Here is a 25447-nt window from a genome sequence, read left to right as displayed (position 1 = left end):
AGGCGATAAACCTCGGCTAGGTCGGCCCGTATTTCTGCCTCGTACCGCTGGATCAGCTGGACGAGGCGGCGGATTCCCCCGGGCTCATGTCCTTCAGCACATGCTCACTGGCCTGCTTCAGGATCGTCGCCTTCTGCCGGAACGACAGCCCCAGTCCCTTCCACGTCTCGAAGTCCTTCGCTGTGAGCCACTTCCGCGCGAACTCATCCATCGGTGCATCGGTCACGCCGGTCGCGATGTTAATGAGATCTTCCGCGACCTGTGCCCGCTCCCCGCTCCAGGATGTGAAGTCCTCGAACGTCAGCCGCTTATTCCCCGGCACGCCGAGAACATAGGGTTCCCCGCCCGTGATCTCTTTGTCGAGCTTCGCGAGGGTCTCCGTGATCTTAACCTGGTCAGACATCAACGTTTCCTTTCGATTCGTGTTCTGTTACTTCTTGGTATCAGCGGGTTTTGTGTCGGCCGGTTTCGGGCCGGGCTTGCGCACGTCCTTGTAGCCTGCGGCCCGCAGCCGCACTGCTTCCGATGCGAGGGACGTGGTGACGATGTGGTCACCCTTCTGCAGTCGGAACTTCTTCTCAACCATTGTTTTTCCTTCTCTCAAGACAGGGTTCTCCTTTGCGTGGGGTGGAGGTGTGGCGCGGTCGAAAGGAAAGGAAGCCCCGCGCCACACCGGTCTGTTTAGGGCGTGCTCTGAACGAAGCCGAGCACCGAAGCGTCAGCCTTCGCGCCAGGCCCGGCGATGAACTCGCGAAGATCAGTACCGATCTCCTTGTCCGGCTCGACAGACAGTTCGATCGCGAACTGCACCGGACCCGTCCCCCACGCCTCCTCAGGAATTGAGGTCGAGTAGACGCGCGGGTAGTGCTTCGCGCGGAAGTACTCGTGAGCGCCGGAACCGTCCTTGCCGATCACGATCAGGCGGTAGAACTGCTTCTCCGGCAGCACGGGACGGTCGAACATGACCTCACCCGACACAGCCTGCTCCACCGCATCCAGATTCATCGAATAGGCGAGCGCGAGGACGTTCTTCCGGAATGATTCGAGGGCCGTGAACGTTACCGACTTCGTCGCAGAAACAATGTCCCTGCGCACCGGCGAACCATAACCGAAGCCCTCAACGTCCTCCACGTTCGTCTCGGACCCGAACGTATAACCGTCCGTCGACACAACACCGACGGGCCAGTAACCTTCCGGAAGTTCCTTCAGGTTCCCATCCGTGTCAGTCAGCGACTCGATGATTGGCGCGTCGAGGGGGGCGAGGAACGCTACCCCTTCGAGTACTTTGCGGACCTGACTCGTGTCGTCCGCCTGATTCTTCAGCTCAGCGAAAGTCTGAGACATGACACCCTCCTAGGTGATTTTGTTGGTTGCGCGGACATCCACGCGGATCGTGAAAGTGAATTGGATAATGGACTCGACCGGATAATTGACGGGATAGGGTTCGACCTCGATCCACACGTGGTCGAGGAACCCGTGCGGGGTGCCGTGCGACCTGCCAGCGACCTGGTCCCGCAGCCGTTCGGCAAGCTCTTCGGCGTCGTCGTAGTCACGGTCATAAATGTCGACCTTGATCCGGTCTTGCCGCTCCCACGATTCCACTTGGCCCGGTTTGGAGAGGGCGTGGACGTGGACGATGGGGAGCCGGTCTAATGAGGTGAGCCACCGGACCGTGGGGGCCAGTGGCTCAAAGAGGGTTATGACGGCTTTCGCCGTGTTCGGGAAACGTGCCATCAGCCACCGCCAGATTCGATGGCGGCGACCGCGTTGTTCATGATGTTGTGGTTCCACTCGATACGGCCCGCAGACGGGTGAGTGTTGATCAGGAGTGCGGCGGCACGTGTCTCGTGACGACGACCCACAGGCGCAGTACCCGACCCCGTCTGGAACGACGCCTGGTAGTCCGGCCAACGACCCGACGCGGCTTCAGCGGCCCGTTTCCCATCCTCGGCACGCTCCATCAGCAGATCGAGCATCTCTTGGGACTGCGCCCACTCAGCCACGCCGGCATGGTCAGGCTTATATTGAGCCATTTCGGCCTCCTTCCCCTGACAGCTTGATCTCCCAGCCAGCGGGCCAGCGGACTGGTTTCCCGTCCACCTGCCACCTGCCAGGGATCATCGACGTTTCAGGGGTGATCACCGTGTCGCCCGACGACCACCCCGCACCGCCTGGAGGGTCATAAGCTGCCTCGTCGAGGGGTGCGAAGAGCCGGATCGTTGACGTGGTGATATCCGAGAACCGGCCATCCTCGATCGTCGTCCCCGGAGCTATGACACAGTCCGAAACCGTCACCGTGATGCCTTCAACCCAGTTCCCGGACGAGTCACGCCCACCATCTACGACACGAACCACATCCGTTTTCCATTCATCTGGGATCAGACCCAGCGGGTCGAACATGGCTGCCTCCCCTGAGGCATGATCGTGAACGCACGACCACGCCCTCCCTGCCCGTTGTCTGGGATGATCGGAGTTAGTTCGTCACGGTCCGCTGCCGTCAAATAGATTTCGCCAGGATAGTCACCGGCGATCGTCCCGGACTGCGACATTGACCCTGTTGTGGCCTGGATCTGCCTCCAGCCGTCCGGGTTCTTCAAGAATCGGATCGCGATCCGGGCGACAACACGAGTAACCCGCCGGGCTGGCAAAGTCACCTCATCAATGTCCTCACGAATGTTTGGGAACTCTTGAAGGACGACATCCTCCACGTCCCCGATCACGGTCCGCAGCTGCTCGTCAGTCAGCGTGAGCTTCGTGGTCCGCGAGAACCACCTATCACGGATGTCCTGTGGTGTTGCGAGAGGCTCCACGGCTGGCACCTCCTATTCGACGGCCGGGTCAGGTGCAGGCTTCTTCGCAGTTCGAGCAGAACCTTTGGAAGCCTTACCATCTTTAACCGCCTCCACAACGTGGTCACCGACCGTGACGCCGGCCGGGACAATGTCTCCGGCCCGATACGTTTTACCCCCGATAATCACGACGCCCTTCAGGTCGCCACGAATCTTCGCCATAAGAAACTCCTCTCGAAGCAGCAGGCAGTGGCTGGCGGACACCCAATCGCGCCACCAGCCACCACCCAGCCCACTAGGCCGAAACCGTCGTCGCCGACAGCGACATGGACGGGTTCGCCAGAATCGGCAGGCCAATCGCAGCCGACCTGATCCACACGGTCGCAGGATCGTCCTCCTGGTAAGCGCCCACGACGATGCCGGGAAGCTCCCCACCATCAAGCGCATAGCGGGGATCGTCAGCCTCAACGGTCGTACCGAAGATAGTGCCACCGGTCATCCCGGCAACACCCATGACGAGCTTGTCCTCAGGGAGGATCCGCTGACCGGCGACACGACCGGACACGACCGCGAGCTGCGGGAGTCCGTTCGCACCCAGCTCGTCGTTCACGTCCGCGAGCGACGCGGTGCGGACTCCACCCTCAGGGGTGATCGTCTGACGCAGAGCCAGCGCCGTCTTCGCCGAAGCGATCATGTGTGTCGGCGTCGTCCCAGCATGAGTTTCGAAGATCTCAACCCATGCCGCAATGTCGGTCAGCGGGTCACCGCCAACGTCCCACAGGGTCGCAGCAGTCACCGTCAGATCCGCATGGCGACCGAAATCAACCGTCTGCTTAAAGCCATTCTCATTAATGGTGTAACCGCCGTTGACGAGCGCTTCACCGCGGAGCAGGTTGATCCGGTCGATCACGCCCTTCGCGAGCGCCTCAGCCTTCTTGTCCGCGGCAACCTGGAATGAATCCACGCCCGCGTTACGACGGCGAAGACGCTCGTACTCGCCGAACCTGGTTTTGCGGCCGAGGGGTGCGAGTTCAGCGGTCTTCCGCTCCATCGCCCCACCGTCACCGATCGACGTCTCCGCATCGAACGCACGGTATTCGGCGACGAGGGACTCTAGCGTGTCCACATCCCACGAGAACACAACGTCATCCACAGTCGCAGTCGGCATGAGAATCGAGAGAGCCGATGCGTCGTAGGTGTCGGCGATTTCGCGTGCGTAACCGGTCAGGTCAGCCGGGTTAATAAGGTCAGTCCACAGTCTCATGGTTTAGGCCTCCTCAACGAAAATGAACGCGCCAGCGTTCGCAGGGACAGTGAACTCGACCGGGAGGTTCGCGACCCGGATTCGTCCGTGATCGAGGATCGCGACCGGCTCATCACCGCCCTCAACATTGCTGTCATTGATAACGAACCCAGTCAGGGCACCGTCCGTGTAAGGGACATAGAGCCCGTCGGTGTCGACCGACACGGGCGTACCTGACGGCACGTGCTTGTCAGTGAACGCGGACGTCTTCAGCGTCCCCGTCCTCGCATTAGCTACACCGTGACGCGAGCCGAGCCAAGAAAGGTTCCCGCCCGCCACGGTTTCAGAAGTGACTCCCAGAGCCATAATTTCCTCCTCAGGAAACTAACAAAAATTTGAATAATTAGGCACTCTGGCTTTTGCCAAGTGCTTCACGAGCCCTCTCACGGCCCGAAACGACAGATGCAACAGACGATTCCCCACCAGTTCCCGCAGTCGGGACGTAGCCGAGCGGGCGCGTAGTCTTGAGTTCTTCGAGGAACTTTTCAGCGTCCGCTTCGAGCTCTTCCCGCGTCGAACCAGTGATCCGGTGCGCGGGAACCCCCTTCACAGCGGCCACCGTCTCACGGAGCATGTCCGCCTGAGACTCGCGGAGCGCAGAAAGTTCAGCTTCAAGGCTCGTGATCCTTTCCAGATCCTTCGCCCTGTCAGCAGTCACCTGCTCCAGTTCCGCCTTGTTCGCCTTCGCACGGTCCTCCCACTTGCGGGAAGCGGCCTTCCACGCGTCGAGATCCGAGGCCTGGTTGCCGGCCTCGACGGTGTTCTCCTCGGGCTTTCCGCTCTCGGAGTTGGCGCCTGCTGCCGTTGCTTCATTGATCGCCGACGTTGTTTCCTCAGTCAGGGTTGCTGTGCTTTCTGTCATGGTGTTTCCTTTCATCCCGTGCGGGCTGGTCTCCGTGCGGAGACACGTCAAACACCCCCAACACCAATAACGGCAAGGGGTGAAACTTGTTGGTCCGGTCAGGCCTTGCGGGCGGCTCTCATCCGTGCCGCGACCTGCTCCACCTGGTCGCCTGATTGGTGGAACGGCTTGTAGTTCTGTTCGTAAAGGTCGTCGAACCGGTAGCCTGCGACCTGATCGCCTTCCCAGCGGTATCCACGCGGATGTTGGGGGTCGCCGATCCACCGTCCACGCATCGGCACCGCCTGGCAATCGCACGAATCGTGGTACTTGCCGCCGTCACGAGCACGGTATTTCGCTGTCGTCCGGTTCGTGTAGACCGGGCCGCGTGATGCCATCACGAGACAGAACTCGCATGTCGTCGGCCCGGACGGCACCCGCGCATAGAAAACGCCCGGAGTGCGGCTCACCGATTCGTCCAGGACGCGACGACCATAGTTCTTCATGTGCCGCTCGGAGGCGACTACGAGATGTGAGAACGCCTCAGCGGGGGAGTCCTGCTCGCGGTAGAGCGGACTGATTGCCCACCTGGTCGACGCTATGTAGGCGTCGGGGCTGTAGAGGTCTGGGATGAATGCGGCCTCGCCGATGAGCTCCTCAAACCACTCCGCCGCGATCGACGCCGACATCGACCCGTACTTGTTGATAATGTCTGGCACCGCTTCCACGAGGACGGCTTTGATCGTGTCCGGCGACCTCCCGGAAACAGAGGCCCAGACTGTTTGAAGGTCACGACGGATCGCGACCTTTAACGCCTCGTCCAATCGTCGGACCTGCCAGAGCTGGGCCTGCGTCACCTCACTCACGGTCAACCGCCTTCGTAGGCTGCGGCCTCGCTCTCAGGCATCCGCAGCATCACTGGGACTGCGCCCGAGTTCTCGACACCGTCGAGCCCAAGAAGGAGCTTCAACGAGTCAAAGGTTGCGCCCGCGCGGACCCCGACGCCGAGGGCGTCAAGTTTCGCCTTCATCGCGTTCGCTTCCTTCACCGGATCCTCAAGAATTGATCCAGCGCCTTCAGCCGGTCCGACATTCTCGCCGTTGGCGATCTCGGACAGGATCGACAGGCCAGAGCCGCGGCGCGCCTCAGATGCGAACAGCTCGATGTCATCGGGATCGATCGGGAGCTGACGAAGAGTCGTCTCCGATCCGGGCTGGAAGTTCCCGCTCGAAACCTGTTGCGCCACGAACTGTGACTGTTCCTGCACTGACCTGGTGCGAGGATCAACCCAACGCGACTTCAACCGGCCCAAAGCCAACGACTCAACATCCGACACCCGACCCTGGTTCCACAAATGGAACACGTTCTTCGCCAACTGCAACCGCCCAAGATTGAACGACGGCCACTGCGACTTCACCTCGTTAATCAGGTCAATCTCGTTCGCGAAAATCGCCTGCGCCGACGTCGGATTAGAATCAGCAACCACACCCAAATAACTGGGCGGAATAGATGTTTCGCCCGACACCTGCTGAGCAATCATCCGGAACTGATCCGAGAACGGCTGCATCGACATTTGCGGGAAATTCTTAAACTCAGGCCGCAGATCCGGATCCGGCTCATCATCCTCACCGAGCGCATCCGGGATACCCCAAATGCCACCCAAGATGGAGAGCCAGCCCGGACGAACCCGCCCATTCTCGTCCATGAACATGGAATCGTCCGCACCCAACAGTGCCTGACGGGGCGCCGAATAGAACTCGGCAGACACTTCCTGACGGAGGAGCGTGCGCACACCGGCGTCAGTAAACTTCATCAGCGGCCGCGTGATCCGCGACTGCCCGAGCTCCTTGCCGATAATCGCACCCTGAACATAAGGAGCGCACTGCACAAGCGGCGTCCCGGTCGGAATGGTCTCCTTAATCCACCGCCCGCCCTTACGCTCAATCATCAGAACCTCATAAGGCAGATAAAGGTTATAGGAGCGCGGCCCGGTCACTTCGAGGGCGGACTTCACCCTCCACGTCCGGAAATCCATGTCTACAGTTGCGGTCCGAGCCGACCGGACAGAAGCAACAATCTCAGGTTCACCAATCGACGTGTCCCCACGCGTCGTGAACACAAAGCTCACACCATAGCGGCAGGCCGCTTCGATCGCGAGACGCTCCAGCATCTCGAACATCGACCCCGCGAGCATGTCCTCAATGTCCTCGACAAGACCATCCTCGGCACGCCCCGACGTGAACCCCGCAGGCTGCAACCGCGACGCGAACACCGAAACCGCTTTCCTGGGCCACCCCAGCACCGACTGGAAAGACTCCATCCCCTCAGGAATAGAGAAACCCAGATTCACGAGCAGCTCTTCACCTTCGAAATAGTTCCGGCGGAGCCTATTCCTACCCTCAAACCTAGCGATCTTCGCCCGCAGCCCGTCGAGGATAGCGGCCTCGTCATCTGTCAGGAACTCAGCCATAAGAACCGCCCCTCCCTCTCCATCACGCGAAAATTGCGGTACGACGACGCGCCGTCCGCCGCTTCCGACCAGACTTCACCTTGCCCGAATTCAAAGCCCGGTCACGGCCAAGCCGAGCCCCGACAACACAAACTGCAAGATCCACCTTCCGGGGAGAATCCCGCGTCTCTTTCCCCAGAGTGAACCCCCACAAATTCGGTCGGCGCTTCGCATTGTGCATATGCCGACGCAAAATAGGGTTCGCTTCCAACGTGAATGGAATGACACCATTCGAAGGATCTGATTCATCAATCAGAGTCGCAACAAGCATCGCTGTCTTCGTGAACTCCTCATTGCGGGACTTTCCCCCGGTCTGAGACATCCTCATATCGAAAAGAATGGAAGAACCACCACGTCCCGGAGTGGCCCACACCTTCAATTTCTTTGAAAAGTGCTGATGCAGTTCGTCTAACATTTCCTGCCAATAAAGGGCTTCTGTCGCATCATCCTCAGCCGGTGACGGGTCCACACCCAGCCACACGACACGATACCGCTCATCAGCTTCAAGGATCGCGGCCTTCACCTCATCACGAGGAGCAAGCCACGTCTTACCGCGATCACCATGCGGTTTCTGCCAGACGCCAAGAACAAAGAACGCCGAATCCGATAGGCGGCAAGCGACTACAGCAGTCGAATCCTCAGATTTGGAAAGGTCCGCGAAGATCGCGATCGCCTCACGGTCCTCAAGAACCGCGTCCTCCATCATCAATCCGTCGACCTTGCCTGGATCGACCCACGCATCCTCAGCCGCTGCCAAACCGTTGAAATAGAACCGGATCGTGTCACCAGCCGAGGTGCGCGCATCTAGCGCTTCTGCCTGCAAACGTTCCGTATCCGCCCAAGGAGCGTCACTATAGGCCTGCTCGATACCGAGCTTCAATTCATCCGGCACATGAATCCGCAACCGCGGATCCGCCTCGATCGAGTCATACAAAATGTCTTGCAAAAGCGCCTTATTTGAAACCTGCTTCTGCCACGCCTCAAATGACCGCTCCGCAGCCGAATCTCCACCACGACGGTGAGCATTAGTGAACTCAACCAGGCGCGCTTGCAACTCACGAGGAGACTTGCCAACGTTACGACGGGCAACCGCCGCGATCGCATGCCCACCTGAACCGGTCATATGATGCGACTCATTCAACGCAATGAAAGTTGCAGGGTCACCCTCCGTTGAACCCTCCGACCACGTCAACACTTCCATGCGGCCACCAGTACCATCCTGCAACTTCGTAGCAGTCTCACCACAGTCAACCTCGTAATAACGGCGAGCCTCTTTCGAAAGCATCGAGTTCGCGATCCTCATCGTGTCCTTAGCCTGTGCTTCCGAGTTCGCACCCACCTGGACAAGCGGCATCCGATGCCTGACACCCGTCCAGCCCAGCCGGGCATCCCACACCAGCTGGGACGGGCCAATGAACTCGATCAGCATCATTGCCGCCGCAAACGGATCCTTACCAGTCCCTTTCGCCCCACGCTTCACACCAGACCGGTAAACGAACCTGCCAGTCTCGTCGAAGGCATACCACATGATCAAAAAACGTTTTTGTCCAGGCGTGAATCTCCACGGAGCACCAGTCAGATAATGCGTTAGGCCGGGCTCGTTTGTTCGGCCCTCAGCCCAATCAATAATCCCCGGACCAAGCGAATTCTTCGCAAGCCTCACCTTCGCAGACGGCCTAGAAGGCCACGGCAACGTAACCAGCGCACCAGACTCCGGGTCGACACGGTAGCCGGGAAGAATTTCAGAGATCGGCGATACCGTCAATCGTCCTCACCTCCGCAAGCTTCCCGCGTTCCTCACCCCCAATAGGGTCAACATAGCGAATCCTCAAACCCATACGAGCCTCGTGCGTTGTACCCAAAGTTTTCTCACGCTGACGCAACTCAGTCATCGCACCAACGCCACCACAAAACCCCATATCAGCGACGATTGCGGTTGCCTTCGCGAACTGCCAATCCGACTCCGTCCACAACACCGCGTGAGGCATGGTCTTGATGGTTTCCCACCACGCCCGTGTTTCAGGTTGCAAGCTGACATCGATCGGGCCGTCCTTCGTGACAATCACACGACCCTCGGGAAGATCGACCGGCCACGGACCTGCGAATGGCACATCCGGGACCTCCGTCCAATCATGGACAGGTTCAACTCGATGCCTGGGTGCATCACCGGCTTGGGGTGGTTTCCTACCAGGAAGAGCCAACGCTAACCACCACCTTCACAAAACTAGATGCGGAGCCTGTCTCCTGTCACCGCAATAAACCGACCACTGTCGGGAGGATAAACTTCAATCCGCTCGGACCGCCGACCAGCACCAGGTGCCATCGGCAAGAAAATATGAACGCCACGTCCGGACAGCGACCGTTCAATCAGAACCACCTGCTGCTCATGCTCCGCGATCACCGAGCGCGCAAAATCTGACAGTGTGCCGTTCTCATCAAAACAATTATCGAGATCCAAGCAGCCGATCCCGTCACCGAGAACCCAACCGAGTCCATCACCCACGGTCGAAGCTTTCGTCGCTTCGTAGGTGCTCCAGGTGGCGGGGTTGGTGGAGGACGCATTCTGGCCGTTCAGCTGTATCGGGACCTTCGCGAGCTTCCCATTCTTACGGGGACGCAGCGCGAACCGGACCCACCGTGGACTGCTCGTCATCTCGGCCGGCAGAGCCTTCCTCGCTCGCGCGCCCATGACACGGCAAGAAGTGGAGCACCAGACCGCGTTCGCACGCTTCCCGGCAATCGACTTACCGCAATGACCGCAAATTCTCATACCATTATTCTAGCCTGTTTACGGTTAAATAGCGACATAACAACGAATACTAGCCGGAAAAGATGGCAACCCAATTAAGGGGCGAATTCAAGAACCCAGCAAAATCCAGCAGTAGGTTGCCCACCCCAAGAATGAGATCGGCCCACACGACGCCACACAGGAGCGCTCAGGGCCATTCTCTTCGCGCGCGTGAGAGAGGTTCGGAAAATATACAGCCGGGGAGGCCCTATGCAGTTAGAGGGCCGGGCTTGGGGCGGGGGAGGGGTATCGGGGGTGGGCAGCGTCACGGGAGAGGAAAATGCCTGGTCCGTCATGGAAGTGAGCGGGAAACACGCTTGTCACACCGACGCCTTTAATCCAGCCCAGTGTAGAGACCTTGGGGCGCGGTGTCTGCGGGATGCGCAATGGGCTTTCGTCGCCACGCATTCTTTGCTTGAAAGATTTGTTTGTCTGTGAAGGTTCTGTGGCACGGACGACAGACTGCCCTGCCGTTCTCTGGGTCGTGTGAGCCGCCATCCATGAGTGGAATGATGTGGTCTGCCTCGACGGCTCGACCTTGGCAGTTTGGGCCTTGGACTTCGCAGCGGCCGTTCGCTCGTGCGAGCACGATGCGTGAGAAGTTTTGCTGGGCGCGGCCGTTTGTCCGGCGGGGGCTCATTGACACGGCGGGCCTCCTCATGGACTGCAGGGGTGCTCACATGCTGGGGTGGGCGTTAAGTGATGGGGGGGGCCGGGGCTCGTGGATGGAGGGGGGTGGGGAACCCACCGGGGGGGGGTATTTGACGAGGGGGGGGGGGGGTTGAGAATCCTCCCCCGCGGGCCGCCACCCGGGCGGGGCGGGGTGTCACCAGCGGGGGGTGGGGGTAAAGTGAGGGGTGGGGCCGGGCTTCGTGTATGGGGGGGGCTGGTGAACCCCCCGGGGGGGGTTATGGGGGGGGGGGGGGGTGGGCTTGAGAATCATCCCCGGGGGGATAAATCAGTGCCTCCACGTCTCCTTCGGGGAGTTCGAGCCATTGGGTGATGGTGGCCGACGACCCGGGCTGGAGGTGTTCCCAAGGCGGCGGCCCGTCGGTAACGGCGTTCAGGTCGTTCGTGTCATGGTTATCGAAGATCTTCCCGTCGACCTGGGCCTGTCGAATGTATTGCGCCCATGCGGGAGCAGTGCCGAGGTTGGTGGCGGTGGCTTCGAATCGGCAGTATTGGTTGCCGGGAGCAGCAGTAAAGGTTTCTTCGACCATCTTGTCACTGCTGCCTGATGCGCCGATGCTGATGGTCCGGGTCTCTTTAGTGGCTTCGGTCAGTCCACACTCGATGTTGTCGAGAGTAATTTCGAACGGTGTGTCGTTGTAAGTGACTGCGTATGGTTCACCGAGAGGGGTTCCGTCTGGCGAGCTGTCTCCACTGCAGGCGGAAAGCGTGAGGGCTAATGCGCCAAGTATAGTCGTGAGGTTTCTAGTGTTCATGTGCTGAGTGTATTAAATTTCGTGTAGGCAAACATTGATTCGATTGGTTTGCTTTTGAGTGGATGGAGAATGTTTTGGGTAGGCGTTGTCAAGGATGCAAAAAGCCTATGAGACTAAAGCGAGTTCTGGTTGGTGAGGCTTCAATGGAGGAGCCTGGTAGCGGCTCAGCTACGCAGGAGTTTTGGGTCTGCGGGAACCCAAAATGTCCCAGATTTGGTCGAAGGAATGAGGAGACTATGGCGGAGAATTAGTCCGGTATCCATATGCGAGGGAGGAAGCGATCTTCACTGTTTGTGACGCTTCCACCCTCGTGTTCTCAGTCAGCGATTCCTAAGTGCTGCTTCAATTCCGCTTCTACTTGCTTTCGCGTTGCGTTCATGGGGAGCTCGGTGATCTTGTTGTTACACCCGAGTCTTTGGCCATTGACGAAATAGACGGCATCAATAACGTTCCGGCGAATCTCACCGCCACCCATGACTCGTGTGATCACCTTGGAATGTACTTTCCATGACTCAAGTTGAAAATCTGGCATTTCTCAGCTCTTCTTTGAACTCTGGGTATGCTTCCGCCCTGGTTTCATTATGCACCATTGGCTCTTTAATGTCATGTGTGGTCCTTCCGTAGTGTTGCGGTGTCTGAGAGGCTCACTGCTTCCCCAGTGCGCTCGAGGAGGCCACGCCTGATCCATGAGTAGATCGTCTGCTCTGGGATCCCGAGGAGCCGGGACGCTTCCCGAGGAAGAACCTGGGCATCCGCATTCGAAATCCGCCACCTGAAAAGGGTCTCGATTTCTTCGCTCGTGCGTGTTTCCCCGCAGCCGTCACAGGTGAAGCGGTCTGGTTCTGACGCGGCTGCGCGTCGTTCTGAGGCGGTGTGCCATGTGGGTCTGTCTGGTGGGATGATCCTCAGGGTCTCTCCGCAGAGTGGACAGAGGCGCTGTGTGGGCCGTGGTGCATGGCCGGTCAGTGAACCAACCCGGCGGTGGAGGTCATCGATAGGGACGGTCCATTCGATGGGTGCGAGATTCAACGCGGCCCATTCGAGGTTCCCAAGAATGTAAATCTTCGGGTCGCCATCACGGCGGGGACGCCACCCAAGCTTGCCCGCGAGCGCCTCCACGTCTTTCTGGATGGTGTCGACAGCGTCGATCTGTAGGATCGCGGTGACAGTGGCGTCTTTCGGTGTACCGTGCACCCCGGTCATGGAGAGCCTGTGTCCCACGACTCCGGTCGCGGTTTCGGCGACGTCGCCGAGGATGTCCCACCACTGGATGATGTCCTGCATGTGGGTGCGTGCCTGGTCCAGGTCAGTCATCGGGCGTGCCTTTCGAAGAAGTTGATGAACGGTTGGGCGATCGCTTGCACGGCGTCGTGGCTAGCGCGGTGCAAGTCGAGGAGCGCACTGGAAGAAGGTGGCAGTTCAGGGCCGTGCATGTTGCAGGTGGCGCAGTCCTGTGGACGTGGCGGATAGCGGTCAGTCATCGTCGTCTCCTTCGGTTTCAACTGGTGCGCTGAGGAGCTTTTCAAACACTGGGACGTAGTGGGTCCAGGCTGGTTCTGAGACGGTCCGCCTCCCGTATTCGTCGTGTTCCCAAACATGTCTGTCGGGGTCGTTTCCGTCTGCTATACAGAGTTTTCGCGCAACATGCTCCAAGGGGTCGAGGTCAGTCATTGTTGGGCTCCTTGAGGAAGGTCTGCCATTGGTCAGCCGGGATAGTGTGGACGGATACGATGCGTTTTGCGAATTCTTGAACTTGTCTTATGTTGGCTTCGCCCCATTTTTGGGTTAGGTATGCGAGTTGTGCTTCTCGGCAGGCTTCTTTCCATGTGGGGGCGTCGCCTTTGCGGATGGTGTCTGCGCCGCGTGAGTGGGTTTTGTCGATTCGCCACCGCCATATGTCGCGGTTGGGGTGTCCGGGGAGTGGCTTGTTTTTTCGTTTGTGAATGCGGACCCTGATCATTGTTGTCTCCCGTATCCGTGGGTCTGTAGCTCGCTGATGAATTGTGAGAGTTCGTCTCGGCTAATGGCGACGGTGATCGTGTCGTGGAAGGTGAGGGTCATGGTGTCTGGGGTGGTGGTGGCGGCGAGTCGGTGCCGTTCCCAGGTCCATCGCCGGCTGCCGGGTTTGCGGGCGAGGGCACGGAGTTCGCGTGCGATGGTCCTGGCGAGGTGTGGCGGTATCCGGGTCGGGAACGTTAACTCGCCGGTGGTCACCCAGAGATCGTGGGATTGGCGATAGGTTTTCAGCATGGCTTCTCCTTGCAAGAACCGTGGTAGATCGCGTATCCGATTGCGCTGTTCGACCATTTGAGTACGAGTGGCTTCCCGCAGCCGGCGCATTTCACGCATGCGGGGTGCTCCCAGAAGGGCGTTAAGAAGTTCATGCGTCCGTCTCCTTATCTGAGTGATGGTCGGGGGATGCGTCCTTCATGAACGTCATCCAATGCGTTGTCGGGTTGGTGCCTGTGTGCCCGAACAACGGCTTTTCCGGCGTGCACGCGAGAACGTCACCCAGAGGAACCTGAACCTCCGGCCACTTGAAGATCAAGATTCCCTCCGGTTTGAGGACGCGGAAGCACTCCGCGAAGCCTGCGGTGATGTCGTCTTGCCAGGAAGGTAGAAGCCGCCCGTATTTTGCTGCGAGCCATGACGAGTGCCCGACGTTGGTCAGGTGGGGCGGGTCGAACACGACCAGACGGAAGGTTTCGTCAGCGAAGGGTAGCTCCCGGAAGTCCAGCTCGACATCTGGGGTGATGTTGAGGGTGCGTCCGTCGCAGAGGGTGTGGGTCTCTGTCCGCTGGTCGCCGTAGATTGCTCGCGGGTCGGTTTTGTTGAACCACATCATGCGTGCCCCGCACGTCGGGTCAAGCACCTTGCCAGTCATGCGTCCTGCCATTTCGCTCGGGGTTGCGATTGCAGGGGTCCATCCCCAATGTTCCGCATTTCGTGCCCCATTTGATGTTGTCGTGATTACTGGCATGCCTCGGCTATCAATCCAAAGTTTGCGGTTCTTGAATGTACTCATGATGGTTGTCCTTCCCAAACGCAGTGCGGGTGCCAGAGGGTCGCCAGCCCGCAGGTCGGGCAATGCTGACGACTAGCGGGATGCCGTTTCCCGCAGGTGGTGCAGTCGATGATCGGTACACCCGTCGGAGTCGACTCACTCATGCGTCCTACTCCTGTCGGTACGGGTTGGGCGGGATGTCAAGTGGGCCGTAGAACATGCCGCCTCCAACTCCCAGGAGCCAGGCTTCGGCGCGCACCAGATCAAGCCAACGGTCGAACGCTTCGCCGTATTCGTCGCTCACGCCGTCAATCCATCCGGCACAATGTGACATCTCGGTCTCGTAGTCGATAAACCGTGCCCGAACCTGGTCCACTGTCGGGACTCCCTTCACCGGCTTATCCAGCGCTTCCATCATCTTCTTGAAGCTACTCATGCGCCCGGCTCCTTGTTGGCGAGTTCGAGGAGCACATCTGCATGACATGGCTGGTCGAGCGGGCAGAAACAGGCGAGGTTCTTCCCCCGAAGCTCCCGAACATCACGGACACAGCCCCACTCATAGCCGTCGAGTTCAATGAGTTCTTCAAAAAGATGCACTGCGTGGTCACGGTCCTCAACTCTCGCTCCCGCGCTCGCGTGCCCCGTAGCCACCGGCACGCCATCTTCGTAGTAGTAGTAGCCACCGATCTTGAAGGGGTTACCCCATTTGGTGGGGCGGGCGACTTTGATAGTGTTCTCAGGCATGCGCCAGCCCTTGGTGCGGCGAAGCTGGACACGTCTCGGGCGGCTCATGCGTTCTTCTCCTTCCGGTAGGGGTTCTTTAGGCATTCATGGTCTGGGTTCTCGTCTAAGTCGAAAGCGTCACGCTCCCCTGCGTCGAAACCTTCATCCCACGCTTCGGCGCGCACCTCGTCCAGCCAGCGGTCCACCATCTTTTTCGTCATGCCACGGTTCACTCGAAGCTCTAAAGCAAGCGCCCTTTCGAGCATGAATCGCATAGCCTCATCGGTCTCTTCCTTGTCCCTCATTTGTCGCGCCCTTATGGCGGGTGCGTCGAGCCAGTCCGGCAACGGTGGTGGCGTGCTCATCGTTCTTTCTCCTTGTCTAAATGCCCTCTGTTCCCGGTGATGAGCGCAACGAAGTCCCCGAGGGTCATCGTCACCCACTGATCTGCCGGCCGGCCTTTCCCCTGACGCTTGTGCATAATCACGCCGCAGAGCGCATCGTCATTGCCGCGTTCAATCTCCACTTCCTGCGCCCACGCTGCGAGGCTGATACGCGCCGTGTTCTTGCATTCGACAGTTACACGCCCACCCATGTGTCGGAGGCCCGCAATATCGCCACGGTCTTTAGCTCCGGTTTTGACTCGTCTATCGATCCGATCATCAACATGTTGCGCGAGGTAGTCTGCGACTTGTCGTTCGAAGCGTGTACCGGCCGATTTCGCACTCTTACGATTCCTAGCCATTGACAAGTTCCTTGAGGGGGATGAGTTGACCGTTCAGGACCGAAACATGCACTGGCCGGTCTTCATATTCGCTCCAGTGATCGGGATTGATTCCACGGTCGAGGGCCAGTGAAAAATCGCAGTTTCGAAGATCCTCCACGGTGTCTCTGCATTCGACCGAGTGCAGGATGTACACCGTCTGCTCTGAGCTAACGGCTCGAGCAATGTGTCTAGATTGCTCTCTGGTCGCACCAACAATCGTTTCGATTTCTTCGGGATGGACAAGGTGTGTCATTTCGCTTTCTCTTTTCCTAGTAGGGAGGTTGGTCGTCTGCTTGGTTGAACAAATCAATCTCGACGGTGGGTGGGGTGAGGGTGATGGGGTTTCCGGCTTCGGGGATGGGTGGGTGGTGGCAGCGGTGTTCGGTGAGCCACGTGTTGGTGTCGAATTTGTTGGGGAGGTCGTGGTGGGTGCGGGCAGTGTGGGCGTGCCATCGTTGGCCGTTGGTGGTGATGGCGAGGACGGGGCGGGAGAGGAAAGCGACCCAAGTTGCATCGGCTCGTGGGATGGGGGTGAGGTCCCAGGTTTGGGTGATGAAGTCTTGGGTGGTGGTTGTGGGCTGGCCACATTTGAAGCAGGTGTTTTCTTGAAGTTTCACTGTCACGGTTCTCCTCAGTGTGGGGGTGCTGTCCCAGGTGTCTGTTTTCCGCACCCCTTAAGGGGTGCGGAAAAGGGGACAGGTACACCGAGTTCGCCTGTCCCCACCTGTCCCGTGGAATCTGGGGACAGGTGAAAGCGTTGGTGTTGAGCCGATTGGCGGCTGTCCCGGTCGGCCTGAATTTTGTTGTCCCGGGACGTTTGGGGCAGGTGGTTTTTAGGGACCTGTCCCCGAGGGGCGGGGACAGGTTTTCGTAGGCAGGGAGGGGCATCATTTCTCCTCCTGATTGAGTTCGATCGGGAGGGCGTAGGGCCTGTTCTTGCGCTGCCTGATCGCCTCGGAAATGGTCTCGTTCCTTGCGACGATCCCGAGTCCCTTGAGGAGTTCGCGGGCCTTGCCTCGGCCGACGTCGCGGTCGAAGCCGTGGTCGTCGAGGGCTTGGATGATCTCGTTGACTTTCGCGTCCCAGGCAGCCATCTGGCCGGCTCCTGCCACCTTGTGGTGCAGCGGGTCGGTGATGCGGTCGAGGATGAGGGTGCGGTCGGTGATTTGCATGCGGGCGTCGTCGAGTTTGAGTTGGAGTTTGGATCCGTCCTCGGTGACTTTCGAGAGCTTCCAGATCGCGTCGACGTCACCCGACTTCGCTGACCCACCCCGCTGCCCTTTTGATTCGTCTTTGCCGGTGTGGTCGAGGCGGACCATGGTGATCTCGTTCTGTTTCAGGAGGAGGCCGGTGTTGCGGTAGAAGGCGAGCCAGGTGTCGTTTTCGTTTTCGTCGCCGTCGACGGCGCGGGAGATGGTGTCGATGATGACGATGTCGCATTCGTAGACCTGGCAGGCTGCGAGGAGCTGTTGTGCGCCTTTAGACGTGTCGAGGCCGTCGAGGGTGGGGAAGGACAGCATTTTTAGGTTCTGGAGGTCGTCGGGGCCGTATCCCATGGCTTGGAGGCGTGCCCTGGTGTCTCCTCTGGGGTCGTTTTCGTAGTCGACGTAGAGGACGTTGTGGGGGGCGTCGATGGTGGTGCCGAGCCAGGGTTCTCCGCGTGAGATGTGGACGGCCATTTCGAGGGAGAAGAGGGATTTGCCGACTTTGGGTGGGGAGTAGATGACGATGCCGCGTCGTTTGGCGATGAGGGGTTCGAGGATCCATTCTTCTTCGTCGTCTTGTTCCCAGAGGGCGTGCCAGTCGAGGATGGGGAGGTGTTCGCGGACGGAGTCTTCCAGGCTGATGGGTGCAACTGGTTCTGTCTCTGTCGCGTGTGGTTCTGCGGGTTGTGTCGGTTGCGGGTTCGGGTTAGGTACGGGTTGCAACACCACTGTCTCGGGCGGGGTGATGTCGTCGACGTGTCGGGGTTGGGCGGAGCCTGCCCCGTAGGCGGATTTCAGGGTGGCCTGGATCTCCGACTCGGTGAGCCCTATCTGTCTCGCGACCGTGTTGAGCGCGTCCCACGCGATCGTGGGGTCGATGTGTCCGGAGGCGATGAGTTGGGAGATGTTGAACGCGCTTTTGTTGAGTTGGTGGTTTCTTCCGCCGGGCATGGTGTTGGCGAGGATGTCGAGTTCGCTTGTGAGGGCTGCGGTCCCGTAGTTGGAGGGTCCGTCGACGGGGGTGGGTGTGAAAGGGTTTGCCTCGCTGGTGGCATGTGTTTTGACCATGCGGGAGAAGAATGGGTTGGAGGCGTAGTCCATTACTGTTGTCCGATCTGTGTCCATGACCAGCGGTAGTTTCGGCCGTTGGTGAGGCGGGATGGGGCGGCGAGAACATAGCCGCCGATGCCTCGGTAGTCGACTCCTGGAATGACGTTCGTGGAGTTGCCGAGTCCTGTTGGTGGGATGTAGAGGTGGTATCCGCGGGGGGTGGTGGCGAGTCCTATGGGTTTGGGGATGTGGCCGTCGCGGACGAAGGCGATGACTTGGTCGAAGGCTGCGATGTCGTCGATGTCGATGACATCAAATTGGTGTCCGGTGGGGAGGCCGATGTTGGCTGCCGGTATGTGCGTCCACCATGTTTCGATCTGGGCACGGTCGGTGGTGGCGTCTTTGAAACCATGCGCAGTCGCGGGGCGCTTTTCACCAGGAACGCAGGGGAAGACGGGGTGCCCATGGCCGGCGTACCAGTGGGCCGTGGCTTTCAACGCTTCGATGGTTGAGAGGCGTGCTTCGGTTGTTTGTTCGTGGTGGTGGGCTCTGGTCATGATTTGCCAGAGGGTGAGGGCGTCCTCGTCATTGGTGGTGATGTCTTTCGCGAAGTCATAACTATTCATGGGTTCCCTCGAATTCGGTGAGGCCATGGAGCTGGTTGACTGGGTAATCGTTGAGGGGTCGCGCGACAATCACCGACCAGCAGCTGTTCTCGTGCGCGGTATATGCCGTGGTGAGTGCGGTCGCTTGTGTCCGGGGGTGAGTGAACATGTTGGCTGCGTCGATGGCAACATACAGGTCGTCACCTATAGGGTCGGGGCGAGTCCAGCAGGTTCGGCGTCCGTGCCTGGTCCATTCGATGCGGGCCAGGATCCTGGCCCAGCCTTCAGATGTTTCCACCAGGCCAGTCAAAGATGGGTCGGTCCGGCGCCTGACACCGAAGTCAATGGCCTTGGAGAGGATCACCTGTCGAAGGTGACGGACGTGCGTGTAGTCACGCAGGGTGTTTGGGTATGGCTTCGCCATGACTCCTCCAAATCGGTCTGTCGATGATGGAGGTGCCTGCGGCATCTTTTTCAGGGACGACGAAGGCACCGAGACGCTGAAAAAACCGTACAGACACGGTCCGTCCGCTATTCCCCCGGAGGGTGTTGTATTCACGGACACGCTCGGCATAATGCCGTCGTCAAAGAAAGCCACGGTATCGGCGTAGCTAACCCGGTCTGTATGAGGTTTTTCAGGCCTCACGGACAGGCTAGCAGAACCATCATGAACGTCGTGCGACGTAGGCAGGTAATTCATCGGGTACCGACCGTTCCGCTCGGTACCATGTGGTCATGAGTAATAACCCCTTGCGCGACCTGCTGGCCCTGATGGAGGGGATGGCTGAGGAGCCTTCGCTGTTGGGCTTTTACGGCGCTGTTGACGACTCGCCTCGAGAGGGTCATATTCGGGCGCTTGAGTTGCTGAGTGAAACAATCCGCGCATGTGAAACCATCTCGACAGCAGCCGATGATGTTGTGGCTGATAACGAAGGACTCTTTGAGGTCCTGTGGAGGAAGCTGAATCTTCCGGAATATAATTGGAAACAAACTCGAGCCAATGGGCTTTCTGGTTCGGATCTGATCGCGGCAAAGAACCTGGTCAGGACCTTGGATCATGCTGGTTCACTCCCCACTGTTCTCGGCAGCGAGGAGCTCGAGGGCCTGCGTGTAGCCTTTGAGAAACTGCGCAAGGAGATCGGGCTGATCAGCGAGATCCCGGATGGCCTTCGCAACTACCTCGACTATTTGATCGCTCGGGGACTGGACATCCTTGATGGGGAGGATGTTGACTTGACGGCCCTCAGGTCCTTGTCCTTCGAGGTCTCCGGAGCCAGTCTCCCTGTGACTTCCTTTGTCCCCGAAGAACGTCGCAAAGACTTCTTCGAATGCTTGATCCAGATTAGTCAGACGTGGGGTCGAGACATTTTCACTGGTGCCGCCGGTGGAGTGATCTCCGCAGCGGCAACCGCCGGGCTTCTGGGTTCCTGACATCGTTTCTCTCCTTCACAGGCTTCTTCACTGTTTTCTTGGTGCCCTCCCCGGGCTCGAACCGGGTGTGCCTGCCAGCAGGGCGATTACCGTCACCTAGGTGCGGGTGCGATCAAAAAGGCGGAGCGTCGTTGTACTGTGACTGGACCGGAGCCTGCTGCGCTTGTTGTCCCCATGCCGGCTGAGCCTGTGCTTGTGCTTGGGGTTGGAGGGTGGTGGCAGCCGGAGCCTGCTGCGCCGGAGCCTGCTGTTGCTGTGCGGGCTGTGCGGGAGTGGTGCCGGATTGGATGCGTTCCCAGGCCTGCATGCCGGTCTGCACATCCTGCTGGGTGGGCTCATTCAACATCCAGGGAGCGGACTGGCCTGGTTTCCCGACGCCTTGACCGAGCCTGCCGAGCACAACCTGGTTGATGCGGGACTTCAGCTGGGACTGGAGGAGTTTCGGGAAGACCAACGTGTCGTCATGGACTTCGCCGGCGTTGGGGCCGTCGAGCACCCACACGTTGGCGCGGACCGCATCGGCGGATCCGTAGGAGGTCTGGATGCCGGTCTCGATGGCGGTGGGTTGCAGGATGAGGAGGGCACCGTTGTTGTCGGCCCAGGTGATTCCGTCGGAGGGGGACGGGATGGACGCGAATGGGTTCATCGCGGTCATAGTGATGCTTCTTTCTGTGTGAGTTGTGTTTTCTTGGCTGCGGCTGCAGCGGTCAAGTCGGGTGTCCAGGTGGACTGGTGGTCGAACCAGATTGTGTTGAGCTCATCAACGCTGGTCGCTTTGTCGATGAGGGTTCGGGGGCTGGGGGTGATGAGGGGCTGGAAGGGTCGGAGCCACGTGTCCCGTTTGAGTTTCCGGAATTCACGGACAGCAGCCGCGAGGGAAACGGAGGCCCATCCCCTCTCGATATCAAGCCAGTACACGTCGCATCGGCCTGTACCGGCGGGGAGGTGGACGAGGACAGCAAGGTCGGTGCGGACGTTGAGGTTGTCGCGTGCACCAGTTTCGGCGTGGTAGCGGAGGCTGTTGGCGTAGACGGCGAGCTGCATCGCGAACGTCCCAGTCCCCCAATCAAGCGAGGACCCGGTTTTGAGGTCACCGATATACCGTTGCCCACCCACGTTGTAGACGCGGTCGAACGTGCCACCAATCTGCAGCTCATCGTTGACGACGAACGTTTCGATCTCTTCCGACACCAGCCCGAGCCGTCGGGTTGTGTCCTGGTAGGCGTCGAGGTCGGGCTGCCACTTCCCCATATCGGGCAGAGTTTCGCCTCGGTCGAGCCGTTCGGTGAGGGCGTGGAGTTCGGTCCCGATCGTCGCGCGTTGGGAGGCTCCTGCATGTTCGGCTGCGGCTTCGGCGACCCTGCCGAGGGTTTTCTTATCGTCAGGGTCAGCCGCACGGGCCTGGAGGACGAGGTCGTCTCGTTGAGCCATGCCGATCGCGGTCATGCGAGCCTTCCACTTCATCAAGTTCTCTTTGTCATCAAGAGAACCGACGAAGGTCGTGCACCGCGTGTAGGGGACCGGTTTGCCGCCGTGTGGGGGGATGATCAACGGTCTGCCCCACCTGTCACGTTCAATGTCTTTCCCGGGCCCGGTCTTGTCGCTGATCGGCACGAGGAGCGAACCAGACGGTGCCGGTGCGGATGGTGTGATCGTGGCGGGGGTGATGGGGGTGAGTGACAGGCTGGTCATTTGACTGTCATCCTGGGGCTTCCCTCGGTGGTGAAGGTGTCGAGGATTGCGGGAGCCACATGATCCTTCACTGCGTCACGATCAAGCGCAGTCCAGATTTGCGGGTAGGCGGAAGCGGGGAACGCTGCTTCAACCTTCGCCCAGTCCATGGTCTTGGGACGGGACACGTTCACCTGGTACTCCCCCGCGCTACCTCCGTCGGGGAGCACGTTGAGGATCTGTGCGCGGAGTTCTTTCAGGCGTTTCTGGTCGCGGTCTGCCTGGGCTTTGAGTGCCGCATATTCGGCAACAATCTCATTAATCGGGTTCATTGGTCTTGTTCTTTCTGTTCTTGTTGGCGGATGTAGGTGAGTGCAGCGTTCTTGGTCCGGTGGGGTCGGCATTTGCACCAGCGGGTGGCGTGGCGTTCTTGGGGGCAGCCGGGGGCGGTGGTCCACCATGGGTGGGAAATCGTTCCGCTACCGCCGGTGATCCGGCGGAGGGTCCAATGCTGAAGGACGGTCATTTCTGATCCTGTTCTTGGTTGTCGTTGGCGGCCGCGTGATAAGACGCTGCGAGGCGGAGGTGGGCGAGAGCGAGCCGCACACCAGCCCGTGCAAGAGCGGTCCCAGCTGGCTTGTGGAGTGCTTCGAATGCCTCGTTTTCGTGGCTGTGGGCGCGGTCCCTGAGAGTGGTTTCCATGACTTATTTCCTTCGGCTGATGTGGTAGGCGTAGTAGATGATTCCGGCAGTGATGGTGAAGACGATGACGATGCCTGCGAGATATTCGGCGGTCATGCTGTCTGCTTTGCGTTGAGGATGTCTTCGAGGTCGCTGATGAGTCGGATGGTGTCGAGGCGGTCGAGTCCGAGAAGGAGGGTGACGTGCGGGAAATAGACGTGGATTTCCTGGTCGTCTTTGGCCAGCGTGAAGTTTTCAAAGATCCTGGGCCCTGTCGGGTTCCACCAGGCGTTCACGAGTTCTTCGGCTTCCCCGAGCGAGAGCCCGACCTGATAGTCGGGGCCTTGTGAGGCTGGCCCGTTCGGGGAGAAGATGGTGACGATGCGGGGTGGTCGGTGTTTGATTTCGACGAGTTCCGCGCCGATGTAGTGGCTCATGCTGCTGTCCACCACCAGTCGATAAGCAACGCAGTCGCGACGGAGGCTTCGAGCAGGAGCACCCATTTCAGGACGCTGAACGCCCATGTGGGGATGAGGGTTTTCATGACAGGTTTCCTTCGTTGGAAAAAGAGTGGTTAGAGGTCGTCCCAGGTGCGGGAGGTCATGAACTCTTGGAGGTCGGTGAGGCGGATGCGGACGGCTTTAGGTCCGAGCCTGTAGGCCTGGAGATCGCCGTGCAGGATCCACCTGTCCACCGTCGAGAGGGACACGTCAGCGAGTTCGGCTGCGCGTTGCCTGGTGATCATTTGGAGCTGCTGCTCCTTCACACTGGACATCAGGCTTCATCCTCTAATTCCGAGGATGTGGTGGGTCCCTCTCCCGTAGGGTGGGGATTGCTGGAACCACCTACGGGAGAGGAAGAATCATGGATGTCCCTTACGAGCTTTTGCCCGCTACCGACAAGGCGAGAAACGAATTCAACGAGCGCCTTAAAAATCTGCAGGACGGAGACCTTAACGATGTTGGTTCGACCGTTCGGGAACTTACTCAAATGGTTCGCACGACAATTGAAGCTATCGCCAAGCTTGAGCTTAAGATCCTGACCAATTCGAAGATCATCACCGTCGTTCTCGTGGATGACGGGCAGGCGTACATCACCAACACTGAAACTGGGACCAAAACGGAGGTCTTCGAGGTCCAGGATGGCGCGATCATGTTTGACTTTGAGGGAGGGATCTCGAAGTTCGTCAACATTGCTGACCTTTAGGGCAAGCTCGGTCAAGCCTTCTGGAACACTAATGCTGATGTGTTCGGTATTCATGCGGGTCATGGCTGGACCTCTCTATATAGAGTCACTGGTATGGAATGGATGAACGACCCGGCGTGGTGGGCGCTTGGTGTTGCTGTTGTCGGCACGACTGCCAACGGCGTTTGGAACTGGTTGAACTGGAGCACTAGTCGCCCTCCGGCATATGCGTTGAAGGCTGACTACCGGAAGGCCGGGCTAGATAGAGGAATATTTGTGCTGCGCAACGTGGGCAGGAAACCCATAAGTGGGATTGCCCTTGAAGAGATTGAGAAGCTTCCTGCGCCCGCTCGGACGACTCTGCTACTCCTTGGGAACCAGACGAGTCTTGAACCTGGGGAGTCCGTGTCGTTTCAGGCGAAGGTCGCGTTCCCGGATCGGATTGGGCAGTGGAGACTTGGCGTTCCCCAAAAGATCCTGGTCCGAGTTGACCAGTTGACGGATCCCATAGTTGTAGAGCTGTCAGCGGAGACATGACGTAGATGTGACGAGCATTCCTCTTCATGGGGGCGTTCTTCGCGTGCCACGTATGCCACCACTCGCGAGCCGCTTCGCAGAGGTAGTTCCAAAGCGTGGGCTTCACAAACAGCGCATTCATACGAGTCATGGTCAGATCACCTGTGCGTAGTAGTCGGTCCAGATCTCGTCCATGAGCGGACGGTCAGCCTCGGTGTAGGCGTTGACGTTCTTGATCTGCCCGTTCTTGATCTGGAGCGGGTACTGGTCAGGAGCCTTGCCGTGGCGCAACGTGTAGGCGGCCTTCAATCGTTTTCCGAATGTGCCTGCCACCTTGCGGAGCTGGCTGGTGGAGAGGTTCTTCTGCTCGAGGTATGCCTGGACGTAGAGGGGACGCTTGGCCTGGTCGATGACGGGGTTCTCACCGAGCCCTTCAGCGAGAACGATGCGGGCCCTAGCTTCGAGGTGGTCGGCGTGGATGAGGCCCTTGGCTGCTTGGCAGAGTTCCATCTTCATTTGGGCTTGCCGGATGATCGCGTTCACCTGGTGCTCGGACGCGCGCGGGTTGATGACTCCACCCTCGTGGAAGTATTTGTCGAGGGCGTCAGCGGCTTCGCATTGGTAGGCCTCGAGGAGTTCACGTGCTGCTTCGTTTTTGATGCGGCTGGTTTGGATGGTGGCGAGCCACATCGTGAACGTCCGACGATCCACGAAGGTCATCTGGTAACGCTTCCCGTCGTTTCCAGTTCCATCCTTGATGGACGTGACTGCCCAGGGTTCACGCTTCAGTCGCTTTACTTGCGCATCCGCCTGGATGCCAAGCGATTCGCAGATGGGGCGGACGGCGACGTGGATGCCGTCATCGTTCTTGATCGCGTGGATGTTCGTCCCGTGGAAGGGGACTGCGGTAAGGTGAGACATGAAAGTTGATTCCT

41 protein-coding genes are annotated in these 25447 nt (G+C 59.2%); 3 read left to right on the top strand and 38 right to left on the bottom strand.

Annotated features, from left to right (window positions below; translation table 11 throughout):
- Positions 1-52: 52 nt before the first annotated feature.
- The 31 genes from BN1241_RS07870 to BN1241_RS07720 form a co-directional block, all read right to left on the bottom strand.
- Positions 53-403 carry a hypothetical protein gene (locus BN1241_RS07870; RefSeq protein WP_054953093.1) on the bottom strand — a complete coding sequence of 117 codons (351 nt, stop codon included), beginning with the start codon at positions 401-403 and terminating at the stop codon, positions 53-55.
- 27 nt (positions 404-430) lie between these two features.
- Complete coding sequence (locus BN1241_RS12850; RefSeq protein WP_154665181.1) at positions 431-586, bottom strand: hypothetical protein; 156 nt, start codon at positions 584-586, stop codon at positions 431-433.
- A gap of 95 nt (positions 587-681) precedes the next feature.
- A complete protein-coding gene (locus BN1241_RS07865) occupies positions 682-1344 on the bottom strand; it encodes a hypothetical protein (RefSeq protein WP_054953092.1) in 663 nt (220 codons plus the stop codon).
- Between the two features lie 9 nt (positions 1345-1353).
- Positions 1354-1734, bottom strand: a complete 381-nt coding sequence (locus BN1241_RS07860) for a hypothetical protein (protein ID WP_054953091.1) — start codon at positions 1732-1734, stop codon at positions 1354-1356.
- On the bottom strand, positions 1734-2033 hold the full coding sequence (locus tag BN1241_RS07855) for a hypothetical protein (protein WP_054953090.1): 300 nt from the start codon (positions 2031-2033) through the stop codon (positions 1734-1736). The genes BN1241_RS07860 and BN1241_RS07855 overlap by 1 nt, the downstream gene beginning before the upstream one ends.
- On the bottom strand, positions 2020-2400 hold the full coding sequence (locus tag BN1241_RS07850) for a hypothetical protein (protein WP_054953089.1): 381 nt from the start codon (positions 2398-2400) through the stop codon (positions 2020-2022). Before BN1241_RS07850 ends, BN1241_RS07855 begins: the two co-directional genes overlap by 14 nt.
- Complete coding sequence (locus BN1241_RS07845) at positions 2379-2810, bottom strand: hypothetical protein (RefSeq protein WP_054953088.1); 432 nt, start codon at positions 2808-2810, stop codon at positions 2379-2381. The genes BN1241_RS07850 and BN1241_RS07845 overlap by 22 nt, the downstream gene beginning before the upstream one ends.
- A gap of 12 nt (positions 2811-2822) precedes the next feature.
- A complete protein-coding gene (locus BN1241_RS07840) occupies positions 2823-3011 on the bottom strand; it encodes a hypothetical protein (protein ID WP_054953087.1) in 189 nt (62 codons plus the stop codon).
- A gap of 73 nt (positions 3012-3084) precedes the next feature.
- The gene (locus BN1241_RS07835) at positions 3085-4053 is read right to left on the bottom strand and encodes a major capsid protein (protein WP_054953086.1); all 969 of its coding nucleotides are present in this window, start codon (positions 4051-4053) and stop codon (positions 3085-3087) included.
- A gap of 3 nt (positions 4054-4056) precedes the next feature.
- The gene (locus tag BN1241_RS07830) at positions 4057-4398 is read right to left on the bottom strand and encodes a hypothetical protein (RefSeq protein ID WP_054953085.1); all 342 of its coding nucleotides are present in this window, start codon (positions 4396-4398) and stop codon (positions 4057-4059) included.
- Positions 4399-4435: 37 nt separating this feature from the next.
- The gene (locus BN1241_RS07825) at positions 4436-4954 is read right to left on the bottom strand and encodes a hypothetical protein (protein WP_054953084.1); all 519 of its coding nucleotides are present in this window, start codon (positions 4952-4954) and stop codon (positions 4436-4438) included.
- 98 nt (positions 4955-5052) lie between these two features.
- Positions 5053-5790 carry a VG15 protein gene (locus BN1241_RS07820; RefSeq protein WP_452124449.1) on the bottom strand — a complete coding sequence of 246 codons (738 nt, stop codon included), beginning with the start codon at positions 5788-5790 and terminating at the stop codon, positions 5053-5055.
- An 11-nt stretch (positions 5791-5801) separates the two neighbouring features.
- Positions 5802-7403: a phage portal protein gene (locus tag BN1241_RS07815; protein ID WP_054953082.1), complete on the bottom strand. Its 1602-nt coding sequence runs from the start codon at positions 7401-7403 to the stop codon at positions 5802-5804.
- A 22-nt stretch (positions 7404-7425) separates the two neighbouring features.
- Positions 7426-8976, bottom strand: a complete 1551-nt coding sequence (locus BN1241_RS07810; protein WP_222704422.1) for a hypothetical protein — start codon at positions 8974-8976, stop codon at positions 7426-7428.
- 208 nt (positions 8977-9184) lie between these two features.
- Positions 9185-9553 carry a phage terminase small subunit gene (locus BN1241_RS07805; RefSeq protein ID WP_054953080.1) on the bottom strand — a complete coding sequence of 123 codons (369 nt, stop codon included), beginning with the start codon at positions 9551-9553 and terminating at the stop codon, positions 9185-9187.
- 113 nt (positions 9554-9666) lie between these two features.
- Positions 9667-10212 carry a DNA primase gene (locus BN1241_RS07800; RefSeq protein WP_147599341.1) on the bottom strand — a complete coding sequence of 182 codons (546 nt, stop codon included), beginning with the start codon at positions 10210-10212 and terminating at the stop codon, positions 9667-9669.
- 352 nt (positions 10213-10564) lie between these two features.
- On the bottom strand, positions 10565-10870 hold the full coding sequence (locus BN1241_RS13610; protein ID WP_077138325.1) for an HNH endonuclease: 306 nt from the start codon (positions 10868-10870) through the stop codon (positions 10565-10567).
- Positions 10871-11138: 268 nt separating this feature from the next.
- On the bottom strand, positions 11139-11675 hold the full coding sequence (locus BN1241_RS07790; protein WP_054953078.1) for a hypothetical protein: 537 nt from the start codon (positions 11673-11675) through the stop codon (positions 11139-11141).
- 603 nt (positions 11676-12278) lie between these two features.
- The gene (locus BN1241_RS07785; protein ID WP_054953077.1) at positions 12279-12989 is read right to left on the bottom strand and encodes a helix-turn-helix domain-containing protein; all 711 of its coding nucleotides are present in this window, start codon (positions 12987-12989) and stop codon (positions 12279-12281) included.
- A gap of 159 nt (positions 12990-13148) precedes the next feature.
- Positions 13149-13346 (bottom strand): hypothetical protein, encoded by a 198-nt coding sequence (locus BN1241_RS07780; RefSeq protein ID WP_054953076.1) that lies wholly within the window; start codon positions 13344-13346, stop codon positions 13149-13151.
- A 285-nt stretch (positions 13347-13631) separates the two neighbouring features.
- Positions 13632-13925, bottom strand: a complete 294-nt coding sequence (locus BN1241_RS07770; protein ID WP_054953074.1) for a hypothetical protein — start codon at positions 13923-13925, stop codon at positions 13632-13634.
- Positions 13926-14055: 130 nt separating this feature from the next.
- Positions 14056-14700, bottom strand: a complete 645-nt coding sequence (locus BN1241_RS07765) for a class I SAM-dependent methyltransferase (protein WP_222704421.1) — start codon at positions 14698-14700, stop codon at positions 14056-14058.
- Positions 14701-14848: 148 nt separating this feature from the next.
- The gene (locus BN1241_RS07760; RefSeq protein ID WP_054953073.1) at positions 14849-15115 is read right to left on the bottom strand and encodes a hypothetical protein; all 267 of its coding nucleotides are present in this window, start codon (positions 15113-15115) and stop codon (positions 14849-14851) included.
- On the bottom strand, positions 15112-15471 hold the full coding sequence (locus tag BN1241_RS07755) for a DUF4326 domain-containing protein (protein WP_054953072.1): 360 nt from the start codon (positions 15469-15471) through the stop codon (positions 15112-15114). Before BN1241_RS07755 ends, BN1241_RS07760 begins: the two co-directional genes overlap by 4 nt.
- On the bottom strand, positions 15468-15767 hold the full coding sequence (locus BN1241_RS07750; RefSeq protein ID WP_054953071.1) for a hypothetical protein: 300 nt from the start codon (positions 15765-15767) through the stop codon (positions 15468-15470). The genes BN1241_RS07755 and BN1241_RS07750 overlap by 4 nt, the downstream gene beginning before the upstream one ends.
- Positions 15764-16147 carry a hypothetical protein gene (locus BN1241_RS07745; protein WP_054953070.1) on the bottom strand — a complete coding sequence of 128 codons (384 nt, stop codon included), beginning with the start codon at positions 16145-16147 and terminating at the stop codon, positions 15764-15766. Before BN1241_RS07745 ends, BN1241_RS07750 begins: the two co-directional genes overlap by 4 nt.
- Positions 16140-16421 (bottom strand): hypothetical protein, encoded by a 282-nt coding sequence (locus BN1241_RS07740; RefSeq protein WP_054953069.1) that lies wholly within the window; start codon positions 16419-16421, stop codon positions 16140-16142. Before BN1241_RS07740 ends, BN1241_RS07745 begins: the two co-directional genes overlap by 8 nt.
- A 16-nt stretch (positions 16422-16437) precedes the next feature.
- Complete coding sequence (locus BN1241_RS07735; RefSeq protein WP_054953068.1) at positions 16438-16785, bottom strand: hypothetical protein; 348 nt, start codon at positions 16783-16785, stop codon at positions 16438-16440.
- A 270-nt stretch (positions 16786-17055) separates the two neighbouring features.
- A complete protein-coding gene (locus tag BN1241_RS07730; RefSeq protein ID WP_054953067.1) occupies positions 17056-18474 on the bottom strand; it encodes an AAA family ATPase in 1419 nt (472 codons plus the stop codon).
- Positions 18474-19049, bottom strand: coding sequence for a bifunctional DNA primase/polymerase (locus BN1241_RS07725; protein WP_054953066.1), 576 nt, complete (start codon positions 19047-19049; stop codon positions 18474-18476). Before BN1241_RS07725 ends, BN1241_RS07730 begins: the two co-directional genes overlap by 1 nt.
- Positions 19042-19452, bottom strand: coding sequence for a hypothetical protein (locus BN1241_RS07720; RefSeq protein WP_054953065.1), 411 nt, complete (start codon positions 19450-19452; stop codon positions 19042-19044). Before BN1241_RS07720 ends, BN1241_RS07725 begins: the two co-directional genes overlap by 8 nt.
- Before the next feature lie 311 nt (positions 19453-19763).
- Between BN1241_RS07720 and BN1241_RS07715 the strand changes: the two genes are divergently transcribed.
- On the top strand, positions 19764-20459 hold the full coding sequence (locus BN1241_RS07715; protein WP_147599335.1) for a hypothetical protein: 696 nt from the start codon (positions 19764-19766) through the stop codon (positions 20457-20459).
- Positions 20460-20571: 112 nt separating this feature from the next.
- Here BN1241_RS07715 and BN1241_RS07710 read toward each other — a convergent pair whose 3' ends face one another.
- The 6 genes from BN1241_RS07710 to BN1241_RS07680 form a co-directional block, all read right to left on the bottom strand.
- A complete protein-coding gene (locus BN1241_RS07710; RefSeq protein WP_054953063.1) occupies positions 20572-21114 on the bottom strand; it encodes a hypothetical protein in 543 nt (180 codons plus the stop codon).
- A complete protein-coding gene (locus tag BN1241_RS07705; protein ID WP_054953062.1) occupies positions 21111-22151 on the bottom strand; it encodes a PD-(D/E)XK nuclease family protein in 1041 nt (346 codons plus the stop codon). The genes BN1241_RS07710 and BN1241_RS07705 overlap by 4 nt, the downstream gene beginning before the upstream one ends.
- Positions 22148-22462 carry a hypothetical protein gene (locus BN1241_RS07700; RefSeq protein ID WP_054953061.1) on the bottom strand — a complete coding sequence of 105 codons (315 nt, stop codon included), beginning with the start codon at positions 22460-22462 and terminating at the stop codon, positions 22148-22150. The genes BN1241_RS07705 and BN1241_RS07700 overlap by 4 nt, the downstream gene beginning before the upstream one ends.
- A 190-nt stretch (positions 22463-22652) precedes the next feature.
- Positions 22653-22832 carry a hypothetical protein gene (locus BN1241_RS07690; RefSeq protein ID WP_054953059.1) on the bottom strand — a complete coding sequence of 60 codons (180 nt, stop codon included), beginning with the start codon at positions 22830-22832 and terminating at the stop codon, positions 22653-22655.
- A 92-nt stretch (positions 22833-22924) separates the two neighbouring features.
- On the bottom strand, positions 22925-23248 hold the full coding sequence (locus BN1241_RS07685; protein WP_054953058.1) for a hypothetical protein: 324 nt from the start codon (positions 23246-23248) through the stop codon (positions 22925-22927).
- 137 nt (positions 23249-23385) lie between these two features.
- Complete coding sequence (locus BN1241_RS07680) at positions 23386-23586, bottom strand: helix-turn-helix transcriptional regulator (protein ID WP_054953057.1); 201 nt, start codon at positions 23584-23586, stop codon at positions 23386-23388.
- Positions 23587-23675: 89 nt separating this feature from the next.
- On the opposite strand from BN1241_RS07680, the gene BN1241_RS07675 reads away from it, so the two are divergent.
- Positions 23676-24017: a hypothetical protein gene (locus tag BN1241_RS07675; RefSeq protein WP_054953056.1), complete on the top strand. Its 342-nt coding sequence runs from the start codon at positions 23676-23678 to the stop codon at positions 24015-24017.
- A gap of 93 nt (positions 24018-24110) precedes the next feature.
- Positions 24111-24533 carry a hypothetical protein gene (locus tag BN1241_RS07670; protein WP_147599333.1) on the top strand — a complete coding sequence of 141 codons (423 nt, stop codon included), beginning with the start codon at positions 24111-24113 and terminating at the stop codon, positions 24531-24533.
- A gap of 132 nt (positions 24534-24665) precedes the next feature.
- On the opposite strand, the gene BN1241_RS07665 is transcribed toward BN1241_RS07670, so the two are convergent.
- Positions 24666-25433, bottom strand: coding sequence for a phage antirepressor N-terminal domain-containing protein (locus BN1241_RS07665; protein WP_054953054.1), 768 nt, complete (start codon positions 25431-25433; stop codon positions 24666-24668).
- Positions 25434-25447 lie beyond the last annotated feature (14 nt).

The organism is Flaviflexus massiliensis, assembly GCF_001375495.1.
GTDB classification, from domain to species: domain Bacteria; phylum Actinomycetota; class Actinomycetes; order Actinomycetales; family Actinomycetaceae; genus Flaviflexus; species Flaviflexus massiliensis.
Note: the sequence above shows the minus strand (reverse complement) of the source record. Positions and strands in the feature narration are given on the sequence as shown.